Annotated in this window: 19 protein-coding genes; 8 read left to right on the top strand and 11 right to left on the bottom strand. The window is 65.5% G+C overall.

Going from position 1 to position 16,616, the window contains the following annotated elements; genetic code table 11:
• Positions 1-173: 173 nt before the first annotated feature.
• Entirely contained in the window at positions 174-1,145 is a 972-nt protein-coding gene (nrdF, locus tag IDT60_RS23035; protein ID WP_191082276.1) for a class 1b ribonucleoside-diphosphate reductase subunit beta, read from the bottom strand.
• Between the two features lie 175 nt (positions 1,146-1,320).
• On the bottom strand, positions 1,321-2,373 hold the full coding sequence (locus tag IDT60_RS23040; RefSeq protein ID WP_191082277.1) for a hypothetical protein: 1,053 nt from the start codon (positions 2,371-2,373) through the stop codon (positions 1,321-1,323).
• Between the two features lie 148 nt (positions 2,374-2,521).
• Between IDT60_RS23040 and IDT60_RS23045 the strand changes: the two genes are divergently transcribed.
• Positions 2,522-4,207 (top strand): hypothetical protein, encoded by a 1,686-nt coding sequence (locus IDT60_RS23045; RefSeq protein WP_191082278.1) that lies wholly within the window; start codon positions 2,522-2,524, stop codon positions 4,205-4,207.
• A gap of 90 nt (positions 4,208-4,297) precedes the next feature.
• On the opposite strand, the gene IDT60_RS23050 is transcribed toward IDT60_RS23045, so the two are convergent.
• The 3 genes from IDT60_RS23050 to nrdI all read right to left on the bottom strand — a co-directional run bounded on the left by IDT60_RS23050 (position 4,298) and on the right by nrdI (position 7,467).
• Positions 4,298-4,786: a DUF732 domain-containing protein gene (locus IDT60_RS23050; RefSeq protein ID WP_191082279.1), complete on the bottom strand. Its 489-nt coding sequence runs from the start codon at positions 4,784-4,786 to the stop codon at positions 4,298-4,300.
• A gap of 114 nt (positions 4,787-4,900) precedes the next feature.
• Positions 4,901-7,033, bottom strand: coding sequence for a class 1b ribonucleoside-diphosphate reductase subunit alpha (nrdE, locus tag IDT60_RS23055; RefSeq protein WP_191082593.1), 2,133 nt, complete (start codon positions 7,031-7,033; stop codon positions 4,901-4,903).
• A gap of 14 nt (positions 7,034-7,047) precedes the next feature.
• Complete coding sequence (gene nrdI / locus IDT60_RS23060; protein ID WP_223884046.1) at positions 7,048-7,467, bottom strand: class Ib ribonucleoside-diphosphate reductase assembly flavoprotein NrdI; 420 nt, start codon at positions 7,465-7,467, stop codon at positions 7,048-7,050.
• A gap of 235 nt (positions 7,468-7,702) precedes the next feature.
• Between nrdI and IDT60_RS23065 the strand changes: the two genes are divergently transcribed.
• Together IDT60_RS23065 and IDT60_RS23070 are read left to right on the top strand one after the other, a co-directional pair.
• The gene (locus tag IDT60_RS23065; RefSeq protein ID WP_191082281.1) at positions 7,703-8,296 is read left to right on the top strand and encodes a hypothetical protein; all 594 of its coding nucleotides are present in this window, start codon (positions 7,703-7,705) and stop codon (positions 8,294-8,296) included.
• A 28-nt stretch (positions 8,297-8,324) separates the two neighbouring features.
• Positions 8,325-9,113, top strand: coding sequence for a hypothetical protein (locus IDT60_RS23070; protein ID WP_191082282.1), 789 nt, complete (start codon positions 8,325-8,327; stop codon positions 9,111-9,113).
• Positions 9,114-9,150: 37 nt separating this feature from the next.
• Here IDT60_RS23070 and IDT60_RS23075 read toward each other — a convergent pair whose 3' ends face one another.
• Positions 9,151-9,495 (bottom strand): hypothetical protein, encoded by a 345-nt coding sequence (locus tag IDT60_RS23075; RefSeq protein WP_191082283.1) that lies wholly within the window; start codon positions 9,493-9,495, stop codon positions 9,151-9,153.
• 458 nt (positions 9,496-9,953) lie between these two features.
• Between IDT60_RS23075 and IDT60_RS23080 the strand changes: the two genes are divergently transcribed.
• Positions 9,954-10,412, top strand: coding sequence for a hypothetical protein (locus IDT60_RS23080; protein WP_191082284.1), 459 nt, complete (start codon positions 9,954-9,956; stop codon positions 10,410-10,412).
• 25 nt (positions 10,413-10,437) lie between these two features.
• On the opposite strand, the gene IDT60_RS23085 is transcribed toward IDT60_RS23080, so the two are convergent.
• The 4 genes from IDT60_RS23085 to IDT60_RS23100 all read right to left on the bottom strand — a co-directional run bounded on the left by IDT60_RS23085 (position 10,438) and on the right by IDT60_RS23100 (position 12,564).
• The gene (locus IDT60_RS23085) at positions 10,438-10,635 is read right to left on the bottom strand and encodes a hypothetical protein (protein ID WP_191082285.1); all 198 of its coding nucleotides are present in this window, start codon (positions 10,633-10,635) and stop codon (positions 10,438-10,440) included.
• 33 nt (positions 10,636-10,668) lie between these two features.
• Entirely contained in the window at positions 10,669-11,235 is a 567-nt protein-coding gene (locus IDT60_RS23090) for an exonuclease domain-containing protein (protein ID WP_191082286.1), read from the bottom strand.
• A gap of 73 nt (positions 11,236-11,308) precedes the next feature.
• Positions 11,309-11,605, bottom strand: a complete 297-nt coding sequence (locus IDT60_RS23095) for a hypothetical protein (RefSeq protein WP_191082287.1) — start codon at positions 11,603-11,605, stop codon at positions 11,309-11,311.
• Between the two features lie 125 nt (positions 11,606-11,730).
• Complete coding sequence (locus IDT60_RS23100) at positions 11,731-12,564, bottom strand: DUF2958 domain-containing protein (RefSeq protein ID WP_191082288.1); 834 nt, start codon at positions 12,562-12,564, stop codon at positions 11,731-11,733.
• A gap of 141 nt (positions 12,565-12,705) precedes the next feature.
• On the opposite strand from IDT60_RS23100, the gene IDT60_RS23105 reads away from it, so the two are divergent.
• Positions 12,706-13,725, top strand: a complete 1,020-nt coding sequence (locus IDT60_RS23105) for a LysM domain-containing protein (protein WP_223884047.1) — start codon at positions 12,706-12,708, stop codon at positions 13,723-13,725.
• Between the two features lie 77 nt (positions 13,726-13,802).
• Here IDT60_RS23105 and IDT60_RS23110 read toward each other — a convergent pair whose 3' ends face one another.
• Positions 13,803-14,354, bottom strand: a complete 552-nt coding sequence (locus tag IDT60_RS23110; protein WP_191082289.1) for a hypothetical protein — start codon at positions 14,352-14,354, stop codon at positions 13,803-13,805.
• Between the two features lie 154 nt (positions 14,355-14,508).
• Here IDT60_RS23110 and IDT60_RS23115 point away from each other — a divergent pair, with 154 nt between their 5' ends.
• The 3 genes from IDT60_RS23115 to IDT60_RS23125 all read left to right on the top strand — a co-directional run bounded on the left by IDT60_RS23115 (position 14,509) and on the right by IDT60_RS23125 (position 16,528).
• Entirely contained in the window at positions 14,509-15,402 is an 894-nt protein-coding gene (locus tag IDT60_RS23115) for a hypothetical protein (RefSeq protein WP_191082290.1), read from the top strand.
• A 3-nt stretch (positions 15,403-15,405) separates the two neighbouring features.
• Positions 15,406-16,173 (top strand): hypothetical protein, encoded by a 768-nt coding sequence (locus IDT60_RS23120; RefSeq protein ID WP_191082291.1) that lies wholly within the window; start codon positions 15,406-15,408, stop codon positions 16,171-16,173.
• Positions 16,174-16,234: 61 nt separating this feature from the next.
• Entirely contained in the window at positions 16,235-16,528 is a 294-nt protein-coding gene (locus tag IDT60_RS23125) for a hypothetical protein (protein ID WP_223884048.1), read from the top strand.
• Positions 16,529-16,616 lie beyond the last annotated feature (88 nt).

Raw genomic sequence — 16,616 nt, forward strand, 5'->3', positions numbered from 1 at the left:
GGACTCGCACGCGGTTCAGTCATGCATGCATGCACGCTTTCAGGAATGCTGCTGCTTCGTGACGGGAGCTTCGAACGGTGCTGATCGCCACCTAGGCCAGTTTTCGCCAACTACTTAGGACGAAATCGCCAACTAGTCGTCAAACCGCCAATTAGCCTCCGATTTCACAGCGCTTAGAAGTTCCAGTCGTCGTCTTCGGTATCGACCGCGGCAGCGATTTTGTAGCTGCTCCCGCTACCGCTGAAAAAGTCGTGGTTCTCGTCTGCGTTGGGCGACAAGGCCGAGAGGATCGCCGGGTTCACGTTGGTGGTGTTCGCGGCGAACATGGGCTCGTAGCCGAGGTTCATCAGCGCCTTGTTGGCGTTGTAGTGCAGGAACTTCTTCACGTCCTCGGCCAGACCGACACCGTCGTAGAGCGAGTGGGTGTACTGGACTTCGTTCTCGTAGAGCTCGTCGAGCAGGTCGTACGTGTACTCCTTCAGCTCCGCCTTGCGGGCCTCGGATTCGTTTTCCAGACCCTTCTGGAACTTGTAGCCGATGTAGTAGCCGTGGACGGCCTCGTCCTTGATGATGAGGCGGATCAGGTCAGCGGTGTTCGTGAGCTTGGCGCGCGAGGACCAGTACATCGGCAGGTAGAAGCCGGAGTAGAAGAGGAAGCCTTCGAGCAGGGTGGAGGCGACCTTGCGCTTGAGCGGGTCGTCGCCCTGGTAGTAGTCCATGACGATCTGCGCCTTCTTCTGAAGGTGCTCGTTCTCGACGGACCAACGGAACGCTTCGTCGATCTCCTTGGTGGAGCAGAGCGTGGAGAAGATCGAGGAGTAAGACTTGGCGTGGACGGACTCCATGAAGGCGATGTTCGTGTAGACCGCGGCCTCGTGCGGGGTGATGGCGTCCGGGATCAGGGAGACTGCGCCGACGGTGCCCTGGATGGTGTCCAGGAGGGTCAGGCCGGTGAAGACGCGCATAGTCAGCAGCTGCTCTTCGGGCGTCAGGGTTGCCCAGGACTGCACGTCGTTGGACAGGGGGATCTTCTCCGGCAGCCAGAAGTTGTTGACCAGGCGGTTCCAGACGTCCACGTCCTTGTCGTCCTGGATGCGGTTCCAGTTGATGGCGTGGGATTGTTCGACGAGCTTGAGGGTTCCCATGGGTGTTTCTTCCTGATCGGTGTTTCGGGTCCTGAAGGGCGGGCCGCCGTTCAGGCGACCCGCTTCAGAAGGGTGTCTCTGGTGGTATCTATGCGGCCGGGGTCCTGACGGGCGGCCTACGCAGTTCTGTGTGCGGCGGGGATGGGTACGGCACGGGCGTCCTGCTTGCCCGCGCCTAGCCTTGGTCGAGGATGTTCTGCAGCTCGTCCCTGGAGATGCCCAGCATGTCCGCGACAGAGGCCGCGAACTCCTCCTCCGGGCTGACCGCTGCTGCGGGGACGCCCACTGACGGCAGGTCGGTGACGGACAGGCTGCCGTCGGCGCCGACGCCAATTCCGATGCCGTAGCTGCTGCCCGGACCGACCCCGATGACCTGGGTGCCGGACAGGTCGATGCCCAAGGAGTCCAGCACGGATCGGGCCGGGTGCCCCTCGGGGAGGACTGTGCCGCCGCCGGCCGTGGGAACGTCCGCAGGCAGCGGGGCCGCGGTGGCGATCTTCCGGATGGCAGGCGTGGCAAGGCCCAGTTCGACGGCGCGGCGCAGCACGCTGTTCAGTTCTTTCTCGACCTGGTCTTCGTCAAGGCCGGCCGCGGAGGCGATCTGGTCAAGGTCACCGACGGGAAGTGCCTGGAGGGTGGCCCAGTCAAGGTAGATCTCGATGTTCAGGGCGTCCATCGATTCGACGCCTGTGCGCCGGATCTCGTTGGCGAGCCGTGCGAACGGGGACTGGCTGAACGCCGCAGCCAGGGCCAGGGCGTCGATGAGGTCGCCGGCCGGGGCTTCCAGGAAGGTGTTGCGGAACAGCATCCGCGTCGGCCAGGTTGGGTCCGAGACGTTTGAGGCTGCACTGATCCCGGCGGTGGTGACATTGCCGCCGGTCTCCTGGATGAGCGCGGACACGGTGAAGCCGTACCCGGTGAGGGTCAGCTGCAGGCTCTCGTCCTCGGCCGGTTCGGCGGTGATCGTCCAGTCGCCGCTGCGTTCTGCGCGGAGGGGTCGCTGGAGGAAGGACAGGAGAACGCCCTGGCGGTCCGTGAATTTGCCGGCGGCCGTGATGGGACCGGAGACGTCGTGGCCGTGGCGAAGGTCTTCTGCAAGCGGCCTGCCCCACCAGGTTTTCAGCTGGCGGTAGCGGGCGCCGTCGTCAGCTGCGGCGAAGTCGAACATCGGGTTGGCATCAGCCAGGCGGCTGAGGGCCGCGTGGAGCTGGTTGTCGTAAGCGTTCATGTGGCTCCATGTGTGCGGAGCCGCAGATCCCGCTCCCCCGCGGCGGTCGATGACCTATCCGGCGGTTATCTACGCATGCTCGGTGCTGTTCGCGTTTCAGCGTCCGCGCCTTTGCCGCGCCAGCTCGTATCCCTCGAGGAGTTCATCCATGGGCCAGCCCCAACCCAGCAAGAAACGGTCCGCCGTAGCGGTCCTGTCCGTCGCCGCCCTGTCGGCATTCGCCCTGTCTGCCTGCACCCCATCCCCATCGGTGAGCTCGGCACCGAAGCCGACGTCGTCCCCGACGAGCACTCCGACGGTATCGCCTACCAAGGCCCCCGAGGCTCCTTCAGACGGCGGCGAAGAGATCCCAACGCCTCCGGCGCATGAGGGTGAGGGCACGGACAAGCCGCCCGTGGACGAAGAGGCGCCTGTGGACGGCCCTGCTGCCATCCCGGATGAGAACCTGACCTACCCGGCACCGGCCCCGTCATACACTCCGTCGTACGCTCCGACCCGGACCACGACGGTCTTCTACTCGGCCCCGGCTGCGGCCCCGGTCTACTCCAGTGTCACCACCACGGACGCCCAGCGTGCCGCCATCGAAAAGGCTGTCCAGGACGCCCTGAACGCTGATGCCGCCGCCCGCGCGGCAGCCGCAGCCCAGGCAGAGAAGGCCGCCGCCGATGCAGCGGCCAAGGACGCAGCCGCAAAGCAGCAGGCTCTCACCAACGCCCGCACCACCTACGACCGTGCAGTCTCGGCCCTTGACGCTGCCAACGCCAAGGTCACCTCCACGGCACAGGCCGCCGCCGAAGCACAGGCAGCCTACGAGGCAGCCGACAAGGCCGCAGCAGACGCCAACGGCCCCTACGCGGCCGCACTGGCTGCACAGCACGCGGCCAAAGCCAACCTGGACGCACTCACGGTAGCGCAGGGCGCCACCGCCCGAGATCTCGCAGCGGCGACCGCCGCCTACAACGAGGCCTCCCAGAAGATCGGTCCGGCACAGCAGGCAGCCTACTTCGCCCAGCAGGCCGCCAAGGCCACGCTGGTACCCCTGGCAACAGCCCAGCTGAACGCTGACGCAGCACTGGCCGCACAGGCCGATGCCGCCGCTGCCTGGGAAGCTGCAGCCTCGGCCACTGCCGCATCCCAGGCTGCCTACGACGATGCTGCGGCCAAGCAGGCTGCTGCCGCAACAGCTGCCACGAACGCCCAGATCGCTCTCGACACGGCCAACCAGACGCTGGCCGATGCGCAGTCAGCCACGCCGCCGGTCCAGTCCGATGTCGACTCCGCTCAAGCTGCGGTTGACGCCGCAACGGCCGAGCGCGAAGCAGCAGACGCCGCTGCGACACAGGCCGCCGCGGACGCCACAGCTGCTCAGACCCAGCTGAGCGCCGATGAGTTCACTGAGGCCACCGCTGATGCGGCCCTCAACGTCGCGTACGACAACGTGGACGCTACCGCTGAAGCACTGTCCGAGGCGACCGCAGCCAACGCCGCCGCAGTGCAGGCAGCAGCGGATGCCGCGGCAGTGGCGAACCAGGCGATGAGCGACTTCAATGCCGCCAGCGCCACCTGGAACGCCGCTTCGGCTGCTGACGCCGCTGCCCAGACCGCGGTCACCACGGCGACCGTAACCCTGGCAGAGGCCACGGCCACCACTGAGGCCGAGGCTGCCAAGATCGGCCCGGCCCAAGTTGCCGCCGACACGGCCCTCGTCACTGCCACCACCACGGCTGCTGCCGCCGCTGCCGCAGTCCAGGAAGCCACCGTGGCGCAGGCCAGCGTGGTGACCGCCGCGGACCAGCTGAACGCCCTGCAGCCCGGCGCTGTCCCGGCCCCGTAGCCGACCCAGCGTCACGACAAAGCACCCCGCCAGCTCATGCCGGCGGGGTGCTTTTCTGTCCTGCGAGAGTGTCTTCAGCTCGGGTAGGGCCTACGGGGCCTGGTCGGCCTGGCCGATGTCGGTGAGGAACTGCTTCATTTCGTCGGTGTGGGACGGGCAGAACATGACGATTCCGGTGCCCATTACGGTGCCAAAGCCCTTCAGGTCGTTGACGCCGGTGCTGGCGTCCATGGCGACGTCCTGGATGGACTCCCCTGCATCGAGACGTGCGCACAGCGCCCGGGCCTCGGCGACGACCTCAGACTCTGGCCGGCCGGCGGTGTACTCGCCGCCGGCGCTTTTCACTGCCTGGTTGAACGCCGGCTCACGGGCCGAGTCAGGGATGGGCATCTTGGAGGCTGCGGAGAGCAGGGCCTCCGGGCCGCCGTTGGCGTAGATGACCCCGACGGTGATTCCGCCTGCGGCCAGCAGGGCAACCACCAGCAGCCCCACGGTCAGGGCGATCTTGGCGACCAGTGACTTCTTCTTTTTGACGGGCTGTTCGGTGGCGGGCTGGTCCAGCATTTCGTCGGCGTTCATGGGGCTCCTCGGGTCGGTGTCTGGCACTGAGCATGCGTAGACCCGGGAGCGGCAGGCAGCAGAAAGCCCCGGTGACCGTGCAGTCACCGGGGCTTCCATCAGGACATCAACCGATTAAAGTTGACAAGAAACACAGCCCTCCACCTGAGTTCCTTCCAGCGCGAGCTGGCGGAGCCGGATGTAGTAGATGGTCTTGATGCCCTTGCGCCAGGCGTAGATCTGGGCCTTGTTGATGTCGCGGGTGGTGGCGGTGTCCTTGAAGAACAGCGTCAGCGACAGGCCCTGGTCCACGTGCTCGGTGGCCACGGCGTACATGTCGATGATCTTCTCGTAGCCGATCTCGTACGCGTCCTGGTAGTAGTCCTGGTTCTCGTCCGTCAGGTACGGGGCCGGGTAGTAGACGCGGCCGATCTTGCCTTCCTTGCGGATCTCGATCTTGGACGCCACCGGGTGGATCGAGGAGGTGGAGTTGTTGATGTAGGAGATCGAGCCCGTCGGCGGCACGGCCTGCAGGTTCTGGTTGTAGATGCCGTGCTCCATGACCGAGGCCTTGAGGGCCTCCCAGTCCTGGATGGTCGGCAGCGTGATTCCGAACTTGGTGAAGAGCTCGGTGCCGCCGGCCGTCTTGGGCAGCCAGGACTTGGTGACGTACTTGTCGAAGAACTCGCCGCTGGCGTACTTGGAGCGCTCGAACCCTTCGAATGTGGTGCCGCGTTCCTTGGCGAGCAAGTTGGAGGCGCGGATGGCGTGGAAGGCGACGGCGGCCATGTAGGAGCCGAAGAAGTCGAGGGACTCATCCGAACCGTAGTGGATCCGCTCCCGGGCGAGGAACCCGTGCAGGTTCATCTGGCCCAGGCCGATGGCGTGGGACATGCGGTTGCCCTTGGCAATGGATTCCACGGCGCGGATGTCGGACTGGTCCGAGACTGCGGTGAGGGCGCGGATAGCGATCTCGACGGTGGTGCCCAGGTCGCCGCCGTCCATTGCCTTGGCGATGTTCATCGAGCCCAGGTTGCAGGAGATGTCCTTGCCGATGCCGTCGACCTCATAGTTGAGGTTCTCGTTGTAGGTCGTCGGGGTGGACACCTGCAGGATCTCCGAGCAGAGGTTGCTCATGATGATCTTGCCCTCGATCGGGTTGGCCTTGTTCACCGTGTCCTCGAACATGATGTACGGGTAGCCGGATTCGAACTGGATCTCCGCGATGGTCTGGAAGAACTCACGGGCGTTGATCTTGGTCTTCTTGATCCGCGCGTCGTCGACCATCTCGTGGTACTTCTCGGTCACGTTGATGTCCGAGAACGGGATGCCGTAGACCTTCTCGACGTCGTAGGGCGAGAAGAGGTACATGTCCTCACCCTTCTTGGCCAACTCGAACGTGATGTCCGGGATGACGACGCCGAGGGAGAGGGTCTTGATGCGGATCTTCTCGTCAGCGTTCTCGCGCTTGGTGTCCAGGAACCTGAAGATGTCCGGGTGGTGCGCGTGCAGGTACACCGCGCCGGCTCCCTGGCGGGCACCGAGCTGGTTGGCGTAGGAGAAGCTGTCTTCGAGGAGCTTCATCACGGGGATGACGCCGGAGGACTGGTTCTCGATCTGCTTGATCGGCGCACCGGTCTCACGGACGTTGGTCAGGGCAAAGGCCACGCCGCCGCCGCGCTTGGACAGCTGCAGGGCGGAGTTGATGGAGCGGCCGATCGATTCCATGTTGTCTTCGATGCGGAGCAGGAAGCAGGAGACCAGCTCGCCGCGCTGCTTCTTGCCCGAGTTCAGGAACGTCGGGGTGGCCGGCTGGAAACGGCCCTCGACGATCTCGTCGGCGATCTTCCAGGCCTGCTCTTCGTTGCCGTCACCCAGGCCGAGGGCGACCATGAAGACGCGGTCCTCATAGCGCTCCAGGAAACGCTTGCCGTCGAACGTCTTCAGCGTGTAGGAGGTGTAGAACTTGAAGGCACCCAGGAAGGTCTCGAAGCGAAACTTCTTCCCGTAGACGTGCTTGACGAGCCTTTTGATGAAGTCATCGGAGTACTTAGCCAGCACCGCCGGGTCGTAGTACTCGTTCTTCACCAGGTAGTCGAGCTTCTCTTCCAGGTCGTGGAAGTACACGGTGTTCATGTTCACGTGCTGCTTGAAGTACTGGCGGGCAGCCTCGCGGTCGGCGCCGAACTGCATCTTCCCATCAGCGCCGTAGAGGTTCAGCATGGCGTTCAGCTCGTGATAGCCAAGGCCCTTGTATGCCTCCGGCAGGAGGTCGTCCTTGCTCACGCGCTCTGGCGCGAGGGTGTTCGTTTCCAAAATATCTCCAATCCAGTGCGGACACGCTCCACGTCTTCAGGGGTGCCCATGAGTTCTACTCGGTACAGCAGTTGTGTGCGGCACTTGGCCGCGATGATGTCTCCCGCCAGGCAGAAGGCGTCGCCGAAGTTGGTGTTGCCGGCCGCGATAACCCCACGGATGAGGTTGCGGTTTGCTTCGACGTTGAGGAACTTCACGACCTGTTTCGGGACCGCTCCCCCGTCATTGCCGCCACCATAGGTGGGGACAACCAGGACGAAGGGTTCGGTGGCGAGGTGGGTCTCATCGCGGGTGTGCACCGGCAGTCGGACACAGTCCAGGCCGAGCTTTTCCACGAACCGGTGGGTGTTGTTGGAGGTGGAGGAGAAGTAAATCAGCTTCGCCAACAGTCCACCGTCCCGGTCCATGACCACCGCTGTTCGGTAAGTCCTGCCCTGCTTCTATGCGTCGTAGGTCCCGACGGCCGGACACCGTGGGTCAGAGCGGTCCCAGGCTGCAGGGTTGCTATGGCCTTCGAGGGGTGTTTTTGGATCGTGCATCCTCACGCTCGAATCATTGACACATTTACAATTATTTGAATATGCTTAGAAAGCACCCAATAGACCGGACGAAAGAGAACCCATGGCAACGCCGAGCATCACCCTAACCCCCGCAGATCCGGTCATTGAGGAGGAGCTCTCCCCCAATGCCGCCGCCGGCTACTTGCTCACATCCCGCGCCAACGTGACTAAACTCCGGGCTGCCGGCTACCTGGCCGACCTCACTGTCGAGTCGTTGAAGCCTGTTCGGACAGCCGATCTCGTCACTGCCGGCGGTAAGCTTCCCCTGATCCAGACGGCACCCGCCGAGCGGAGCACCGACGGCTGGCGGACCTGGTGGGGCGATGCCCCGCACCTGAGCAACTCAGACTGGCTGAACGCCCAGCGCGGCGACTGGACCGGTGCCGGCGCGGCGCGCATCGTGGATGCCGGTTATCTGCTGGTCGGAATCGGAGGGCTCATCACCGGTGTCACCAAGGTCGTCAAGGCCGTCCCGTCCGGCGATCCCCGCAAGTCCCGGTTCGAGCTCGAACTCCTCGGACGCCTCACTGGCGAAGTCCGCAGCCTGGAGAAGGACTTCCCGGAGACCGCCTCCGACGAGGACCAGCTCTTCGCACACAGCCTTGTCGGCAAGCGCTACGAACCGCGCGCCGGTGGCAGCATCATGTGGCTCTGACCCTGCACGCCAACCCCGGAAGGACACCATGAGTGACAGCATCATCACCATCTCCCACCTGATCGACCTGGACCTTCTGCATCCTGCCGCGGCGCACAAGCACCGCGGAAAGCACAAACGCTTCAACGAGATCCTGAACGGCGTGGGCAAGCCCGCCCTGGAATCGCAGGTGACCACGTTCATGACGATGTTCACTGGATCATTGGAGCAGGCGGTTGTCCGGTTCTTCTGCACGGCGGCAGGAGCGGCGTTCACGACGGAACTCCAGATCATCTCCGGCGGAGAGTTCCGCAGTGACTCCACGATGTCCACGCGCAGGACTATCGACCTGGTGGTCGTGGGACGCAATGACGACAAGGACCCAGTTGCCGGCGGCCTCCACTGGCACCCGGTGGCGGCCGTCGAGGCGAAGTACGGTGCCTGGGTGAACGCCGGCAATGGCTACTGCGGGTTTGTCGGGGAAGAAGACCGCCACCAGGACGGTCACCTCCCATACTCCAACCAGGTGATCTGCTACCTGCACGGGTGCATCGATGGACGCCTGAGCCTGGACGAGAAGGTGAAGTTCATTTGGCTGGGCGAAGGAAAACGCGCAGTGGAAGGCCTGGGCCCGTGGGGTCTCAAGGGACTGCACCCCGGCGACGCCGCGAGGATCCCCGGCTACGCCGAGGCTTACCCCAAGCAGCAGGCCGCCATCGAGTCCTGGACCCCGGTGACCTGGGGTGAACTCGGTGAGGCCATCACGCGGGCCGTGGGCGGCCCCGAAGCCGAAGCGATTGTGCGGTTCCTGCGCGCCGGAGGTCCGTCCGCCAATTAGCCGCCGCTGGCCGATGCCGGGCGCCACCGGCGCAGATTCAGCGGAGCATGCAGCCTCGGTGCATCGGCGAGGTGTGGTGCCGGTGGATCGTGCAGCAGTAGTTGTCGTGGTCGCAGCCGACATGCTCGTAGTCGTCGGGCAGGGTGGTGTCGACGTCCACACGGTCCCGGTATTCTCCGGTTTCGTTGCGCGTGAGGATCACCGCCCGGCTGGCACGCAGCGCGGAGATGGTCCACAGGTCGCCCGTGGCCTTCTCCCGGTAGGTGAAGCCGATCCCGACCGGGATACGCAGCTCAGGAGTTGCCGCGGTTTCAGCTGAGACGGGCAGTGGGATGCCGGTCCGAACACCTGGGCGCGGGGCGGGACGTGGTGATTCACTCATGGAGCGTATGTGTCCGGCATGCTCGCACCGGCTTCCCATGCACCTCGCATGTTCACAGGGATGACATCTAGAAGATATTGCCCCGGGTTTCCGCCGTGCTGTGATTTGATGTCACTCACAAGCACTATGTTTCGGCAGTCCGACTGCCGGAGTGGGGGAACGGAGCTTCATTGATGGGTACGACGTCGGCCTGGCGAGCAGGCGCTTTGGTCCTGGCTCTGGCTTCGGTCCTCGCATCCACGGGATGCACCGCTGTAGAACCTGGCTCATCCGCAGCGACTCAAAGCCAAAGCGCAGTTCCTGCCCCCGGGTCGACAGCGACAGCGACAGCGACGGGGCAAGGGGAGCCAGCAGCCCCTCAATCCGCAGACGCCACAGGCTCCCTCCAGGCAGCCTCAGCGTTCCTGAACAGCATCACCACGGATCTCTCAGGACTCAGCGACGCAGAAATTGCTGAAATGGGCCATGTTACTTACAAGACCTGGGCAGACGGTAATTATCAAAGCCCCAAAATCACCACACCTGAAATAAAGGCCGCCGCCGCCCAGGAGCTGAAAGCTATCGGGGTCGAGACCCTCAGCGGCGACGTCACCTACGATCCCGCACAGAAGTCTCTGTGGAGCGGCGGCGTTTATGTGTATTGGGTGTCTGCAAGTCGCAAACCCTTTGGGCTTGAAGACAAGGCGGACGAGGAACGGCTCGGACGGCCGGCGAAAGGCCAGGTCAAAGACGGACTATTGGGGAGCACCTGCAGTTTTGGCCGTTTGGTGCGAATAGCTGACGGCAAGTGGGCCGCAGTCCGGAACACCGGTGGCACAAGAGAATCGCCCTGGGTCATGGACATCAGGAACTTCGGCGTTACCCCTGTGAAGGTAGATCCCAACAAGTCCGGCCAAACCTGCCTTCCCGCGGAATAGCCCCGCTCCTGACACAGGTTCGACATCAGCCAGGGATGTAGTCGGCTGCCAGCTCGTCGGCGGTCATGTAGGACCTGCGTTCGCAGTCCGCGCCGTAGTATTCCTCGGTCAGTCCGATGACGCCCGTGGCGCCGATGCTGCTGACGTGCCAGGTCCGGCCGGTTGAATGGCTGGTGAACTGGGTCCCGATGGCTGGAGCTGCGGGAGCGGTGAGTGTGCTCATGACTTCCTGTGTGCGGCGTAGAAGGCGGGGCGCTCAGGCGATGCCCAGGCCCTTGTACAGCCCGGTGATGGTGCCGGCGTTCCGGCGCCGGGCAATGGCCAGCGCGATCCGGGCGCAGGTGAGCGCATCGTCACCGGCGTTGTGGGAGGCGAACCCGGGCAGGTCCAGGTGTTCTGCCACGTCTCCCAGCTTGTTTTTCGGCAGCCCCAGGGCGGCGCGGGCGAGCTTCTCTGTGCAGCGGAATTCATTGGTCGGCTGCGGGAGTCCTGCGATCTCGAACGACCGGCGGAGCACCCCGGCGTCGTAGCCGATGTTGTGGGCCAGGATGGGATCGTCACCCAGGATGCCGGCGAGGGTGTGCATGGAGTCCTCCAGCGAGGGTGCCCCGGCCACCGTGGCGCCGTCGATGCCGTGGATCCTTACGGCGTAGGGGTCAAAGGAGTCCACGCCGGTGTGCGGCGAAATGAGCCACGACCTGGTGTGCGTGATGATTCCTCCCCGGACCACGGCGAGACCCACGGCGCAGGCGGAGGCGCGGTTGGAGTTGGCTGCCTCGAAGTCGATGGCGGTGAAGTCCAGTCCGGCGGTCGTCGTTTCCATGGGCGGTATGTGTACGGCGAAGGGGTGGGCGCTGCCCGGTATCAAACGGTGTCAGGACCGGTTGATGCGGGGCCTAGTTGCGCCAGTCCCGCTTGAGGTCGCTGACCAGGAATCCGATCTGCAGGGCGATGCCGACAAGCTTCTTTCGCAGGTAGTCCTTCTCCTGGACTTCGCGCGGGCCGGTGAGTCCGGGGAGCAGCCCGAGCTTGTGCTGGAAGGTGCCCTGCAGGGTTGCTGCGTGTCCTGCCAGCGGTTGCGGAAGCGCGGCGACGTACTCCGTCGCGGACCGGTAGGCGTCATCGCTGTCCTGCAGGGGATCCAGGACGATCGTTTCGGCCGTGACGATGTGGTGCTGGGCAGCTGTTGGCATGTGGTTCCTCGGGTCGGTGGACGATGTGGGACCCATGTGTGCGGCTGCGCCGGCACGGCTCTCCGGCCACGGTAGACACAGAAAGACCCCGGCAGCTCCATGCTGCCGGGGTCTTCCGCTCTGGCTTAGCCGTTGGGATATTCCTGGGCGTGCCAGTCATCGACGACACCGTGGATGTCCATCATCCCGTCCCAGCCCGAGTCCATGTAGGCGTTGGCTGCGAAGCCGGCGAACCGCTCTGCTTGGTCGCGGCTCTCGAACCCTTTTGTTCCGAGGACACTGGCCGCGTAGTTGTAGGCGAAGCGGTGGTGGCTGTCCCACTGGGCGCGGTCCTCGGGGCTGAGCGGGTCACCCTCGTCCTCGGGCCAGTCGAAGTCCCGTTCATCGTCGTCCTCAACCACCGGCTCCGCAGCCGCCTGGCCGGCGGACTTTTCGGCAGCAGCGGCCAGGGCGGCCGAGGATGCTGCGTTGGCCTCCTCTTCGGCCTTCCTCTCCGCCTCTTCAGCGACGTACTGGGGGATGCACTCCTTGGCGAGGGTACCGGGCTTGAAGTCCAGCTCTCGCTCGATCGGCAGGCCGAACTGGCCGCGGAGCTGCTCGATTTCCGTGAGGCTGGAATAACCCCACTCGCCACGGCCGTGGCCCGCCAGCTGGGCGAATCCGAAGACCTGGTTCCTCTCGGGGTCGTATTCGGTGACCCACCAGTCGGCGCCGCCCTGGAAGTAATGCGCAACGATCGGCTGGTCGGGCAGGTCGATCGAATCGTTGGTGTAGATCGGCGGCCACTTCTCCATTTCCCTGGCGGAGGGGTAGAAGTTGTGCCCGCGCAGGCGCCGGAGCGTCTCTGCGGGGCGGACAGGTTTGGCCGCCAGGGACGGCACCTCGTCCGAGTGGGCGGTGGCCGCGAACTGGCCGCCTTCGGGGATGCCGGCGGGCTTGTGGACGGGCTTGGTGGGCATGACGCCTCCTTGATTTTGGGTGCTTCTTCTTCCCCTGTGTGCGGCACAGGCAAGAAACGTCACCGCTAACGGCCCGTCCCTTGAATTTCTGCGCATGACCCGTTGGGACTGCCCAGTCTCCGCGCGCACCCGTGCGCGGGCATGACCATCCAGCACCCGAAGGACATCATGACCGATTCGTTCACCCCGCCGCCGCCCGAAGAGAAGAAGCCACCGCGGCTCGGGACCTTCCTTACCGCCAACCGGACCAGGCTCATCGTCACCGCAGGCGCCCTCGCCCTCCTGGCCGGCGCACCGGCCGCGTTCGGCGCCGTCCTGGCGCCCCAGGCTGCATCATTCACAACCAGCATCACGGCGGAGACCCAGGCTCCTTCACCGGCAGCCGAGGAGTCAGTCGAGGAGGCAGCGGCCACCGAGCCGGCCGAGGAAGCACCGGCGCCTTCACCTGCGCCACCCGCAGACCCGGCCCCCGCTCCGGAGGAAGCCCCTGCACCGGCGCCAGCTGAAGCACCGGCACCGCCGGCGGAGGCCCCTGCGCCTGCACCGGTCAGCAATGAGTACACCGTCGCCCCCGGCGACACGGTGGGGTCCATCGCCTCCCGGTTCGGGGTCAACTTCATGGAGATGCTGGCCGCCAACGGACTGAACACGTCCTCGCTGATCTTCCCGGGCCAGGTCCTGAAGCTCAGCGGCCCGCCGGTCACCGTGATGGTCACCGTCCCGGCTGCCCCCGCGGCCGCTCCGGCACCGTCAGCACCACGCGCAGCAGCTCCTGCGCCGGCCGCCCCAGCCCCTGCCGCAGCACCTGCTCCCGCGCCGGCTCCTGCCGCCCCTGCCGTGCGCACCATCTACGTCACGGGCTCCGGCGGACAGGCGGCCATCGACCGCTGCGCCGGACCGGTCCACTTCACACCCATCACAGAGTCCGTCTCGATCACCGAGCATGACTTCTGCGGTGGCTGGGGCCGGTTCTCCGGCATCCAGGTCGGCGAGACGGTGAGCCTTCCGGGCTACGGCACGTTCACCGCCTACGCCCGCGGCAACGTCCCCCAGGGCGGGACGATGAACAACGTCCGCGCAGTCCTGGGCGGCACTCCCCCGGTGTTCCTGCAGACCTGCATCCCCGGCACCAGCCAGATGCTCGTCATCGGCCTCAGGTAAGCCACCAACAGAAAAGTCCCCGGCCAGCTCACCCCGGCCGGGGACTTTTCTGTCTTGGCTTTACCGCCTACGCAGGCTTATGCCGCAGCACGGAGGACAACCGCGTGTGCCTGGCGGTAGGCCGCTGCCCACGCCTCGATGGGGGCGATCAGGGTCGGCTCCCCGGTGCCTGCCAGAAGACCGATGCGCTCCAGCCGGTCCCAGGCGCGGAACCCGTGCGGTGCTTCATCGGCGCGGACCCACTTGAGGGCTTTGGAGACCATTGCGAAGTCGGCGACCGGTTCAACAGGGACCGGCCAGCGGCCCGGGGTGACACAGGCGAGCCAGCGCACCTGGTCTTTGCGGGCTCCCAGGATAGGGACCATGCCGAGGGCTATGTCCTTGTCCCCGTGACCTGCCTGAATGACGGCGCCGGCGGCAGCCGCGCGGATTCCGGCGCCCATTTCCTTCCACGCCTTCACCTGTACGGCGGCGTCCGCCAGGACGTAAAGGTCCCCGACGTCTTCTGCTCGTCCGGCACCGAGGTGCCGCATCGATTTCGGGAGGGCGAACTCCGGCAGGAGGTCTACCAGGACCGGGACTGCCTCCCGCTCGAAGCGGTCGCCTTTGTTTTTTGAGCTGTTGGCCATGCCCTCTTCTATGCGTAGACCTGCCCCGACAGCCCGTCACGGGGATATTCCGGGGTGCCGGCACAAATTTTCCGCCCAATGTTGAGCTGTAGGCCCAGAATCTACGCATGATGGGTGCCAGAGGCCACCACCCACGTACTAGAGGATCTAACCCATGGAACTCCGACGCCGCCCCTTCCTCACAGACCCCGGCGAAACACTGCTCCTGTCCGAGTCCGCACTGGACTCCGCCCTGCGCCTCGCCGACTGGCGGGAAGCCACCGGCCTCGACCTGAACCGCATCGTCCTGGACGGCCTGACCGCGGTGCCGCTGCCGCTGTACATGGCCACCCCTCCGGGCCCGCGCCAGTTCTCCGAAGTGACCCCGTCCATGCTGTGGCACCCGCTGTTCTGGCTGCCCCCGCGCCTGGCCAACCGCTACGCCGGCCTGCCCACCGGTGAAGGTGGCGCACCCGAGGTCGAATCCAACGAACTCTGGAGCATCCGGGTCGGCCTCGAACTGGCCATCTCCGGGCTCTACAGCGAAGAGGAAGGCTGGCTGGACATCCTCTCCACCCTCGACATCGACGTCGATGATCCCGCCGACGTCGCCCGCATCGCAGCCTGGCAGGCCGGTTCGCCCGACGAGGTCCTGGACAACATCGACCTGGACCAGTACCTGCACCTGCAGGGCAACCCGAACTGGGCCCTGGAATCAGCGCTGTCGCTGCTGGAGCCGTTCACCGAAGCCCAGTGGGCCCTGCGCGCCAACTCCCTGATCGACATGATCCTGGAAGTCACCGACCCCACCGCCCGGTCCGGGGCGAAAGAGCTGCGCGACACGATTGGCGTGGCCGCCACCCTGGCGGGCGTCCAGTTCGCAGGACTGCCTGATGAGGACGCCGCCGGTTTCTGGGCGCAGATCGAGGATCAGGCCAAGAACGGCCTGTTCCCGAACCAGGGATCATTCATGTCCGGCCCGGTCCTGGAGGCGAACTCCTGGCTCCACCGGGTCCGCGACGCCTACTGGGGCACTCTGGACGAGCTCCAGACGCTGCAGACCGCATAAGCCATGCTCGCCCTGCAGGAGACATTCATTCCTGCCGGGGCGTGGATCAACGCGGACGGAACAGTCGAAATCACAATCGGCGGCCAAGTGCTCGATGGCGGGCATGGCGTCAACATGCAGACCGCGATCCACGCCCTCCGGCGGTACGCGGCCCAGCACGGGCCGCTCCTGATGACAACCCTCCGCCCGGATGGCCGGTCCAACATGGACACTGTCTATCCGGACGGGACCATCAGGAAATACGAGACACCGGCGCTGTCTCCGGCCGGTCCCCTCGGCCACGGGTCCCTGAGCCCTACGGCGGACCTGGATTTCTTTGGGCTGCCACCGCTCGGGCCGGGGCACACCCCGCCGCCGGCACATTCGCGGCACAACCGGGTGGACGCCTTCAGTGACCGACCGGTGTTCCGCCCTGTCAACCACGCTCCCGCAGGTCACGACCACCATGCGCCACGGCACGACCGTGGCATGGAACCGCTGAAGCTGAAGAGGAATATCGAGCCGCCGCCGTACCACTCGGTGCCGGCCCAGGCCGAGCGGAGTCCATCCGGGCAGGGCATGAGCGTGAAGGCGGTCGTGACCAAGAAGAACCGCACCCTGTCGTCGCCCCTGCGCACCATCGCCTTCCTGATTGCCACCATCATGCTCGTCGGTGTGCTGGCACTGTACGGACCCATGATGGTGCTGCGCCCCGGCAGCACCGATCCCCTTCAGTTCTGGCAAGGCGGCTACGCCCAGGCGCCGCAGCCGCCGCCCAAGACAGCACCGTAGGCACCTCTGTGCCGCGGCCCCTCCGTGGAGCTGCGGCACAGCCGCCGTACACATGCGGCGCATGAGCAACGTCCAGACCACCAGCATCGCCTCCTACCAGGGTCTCCCCCTGAGCGCCCGGCAGACCGCGGTCCGCCGCGCCATCACCAAGCTGGGTGCCGCCTGCAACCAGCAGATCGCCGACCACCTCGGCGTCCCCGTCAACCAGGTCACCGGCCGCGTCTTCGAGCTGCGCGAAGCCGGAGCGGTCATCGAGTCCCACAAGGGCCTGTGGAAGCCGACGGGCAGGACCGTCATCTACTGGAAGATCGCCCCTGCACCTGTTGCCACGGCGTCCCCTGCCGGCCCCGCGTAGCCCCGTCGGGCCCCGGTCCGCATAGAAGACACTACCGAGCCACTCCCGGCTCCCCCACCTCCGGCACATGGGCCACATAAAACGCCCG

The organism is Pseudarthrobacter sp. BIM B-2242 (genome assembly GCF_014764445.1).
Taxonomy (GTDB): domain Bacteria; phylum Actinomycetota; class Actinomycetes; order Actinomycetales; family Micrococcaceae; genus Arthrobacter; species Arthrobacter luteus_A.

Excerpts from the sequence above, each read along its gene's own strand:
- IDT60_RS23040 (WP_191082277.1), bottom strand. The coding sequence starts at position 2,373 with ATGAACGCTTACGACAACCAGCTCCACGCGGCCCTCAGCCGCCTGGCT.
- IDT60_RS23125 (WP_223884048.1), top strand. The coding sequence starts at position 16,235 with ATGAGCAACGTCCAGACCACCAGCATCGCCTCCTACCAGGGTCTCCCC.
- IDT60_RS23075 (WP_191082283.1), bottom strand. The coding sequence starts at position 9,495 with ATGAGTGAATCACCACGTCCCGCCCCGCGCCCAGGTGTTCGGACCGGC.
- IDT60_RS23095 (WP_191082287.1), bottom strand. The coding sequence starts at position 11,605 with ATGCCAACAGCTGCCCAGCACCACATCGTCACGGCCGAAACGATCGTC.
- nrdF (WP_191082276.1), bottom strand. The coding sequence starts at position 1,145 with ATGGGAACCCTCAAGCTCGTCGAACAATCCCACGCCATCAACTGGAAC.
- IDT60_RS23100 (WP_191082288.1), bottom strand. The coding sequence starts at position 12,564 with ATGCCCACCAAGCCCGTCCACAAGCCCGCCGGCATCCCCGAAGGCGGC.
- IDT60_RS23085 (WP_191082285.1), bottom strand. The coding sequence starts at position 10,635 with ATGAGCACACTCACCGCTCCCGCAGCTCCAGCCATCGGGACCCAGTTC.
- IDT60_RS23045 (WP_191082278.1), top strand. The coding sequence starts at position 2,522 with ATGGGCCAGCCCCAACCCAGCAAGAAACGGTCCGCCGTAGCGGTCCTG.
- IDT60_RS23050 (WP_191082279.1), bottom strand. The coding sequence starts at position 4,786 with ATGAACGCCGACGAAATGCTGGACCAGCCCGCCACCGAACAGCCCGTC.
- IDT60_RS23070 (WP_191082282.1), top strand. The coding sequence starts at position 8,325 with ATGAGTGACAGCATCATCACCATCTCCCACCTGATCGACCTGGACCTT.
- IDT60_RS23065 (WP_191082281.1), top strand. The coding sequence starts at position 7,703 with ATGGCAACGCCGAGCATCACCCTAACCCCCGCAGATCCGGTCATTGAG.
- IDT60_RS23090 (WP_191082286.1), bottom strand. The coding sequence starts at position 11,235 with ATGGAAACGACGACCGCCGGACTGGACTTCACCGCCATCGACTTCGAG.
- IDT60_RS23120 (WP_191082291.1), top strand. The coding sequence starts at position 15,406 with ATGCTCGCCCTGCAGGAGACATTCATTCCTGCCGGGGCGTGGATCAAC.
- IDT60_RS23080 (WP_191082284.1), top strand. The coding sequence starts at position 9,954 with ATGGGCCATGTTACTTACAAGACCTGGGCAGACGGTAATTATCAAAGC.
- IDT60_RS23105 (WP_223884047.1), top strand. The coding sequence starts at position 12,706 with ATGACCATCCAGCACCCGAAGGACATCATGACCGATTCGTTCACCCCG.
- IDT60_RS23115 (WP_191082290.1), top strand. The coding sequence starts at position 14,509 with ATGGAACTCCGACGCCGCCCCTTCCTCACAGACCCCGGCGAAACACTG.
- IDT60_RS23110 (WP_191082289.1), bottom strand. The coding sequence starts at position 14,354 with ATGGCCAACAGCTCAAAAAACAAAGGCGACCGCTTCGAGCGGGAGGCA.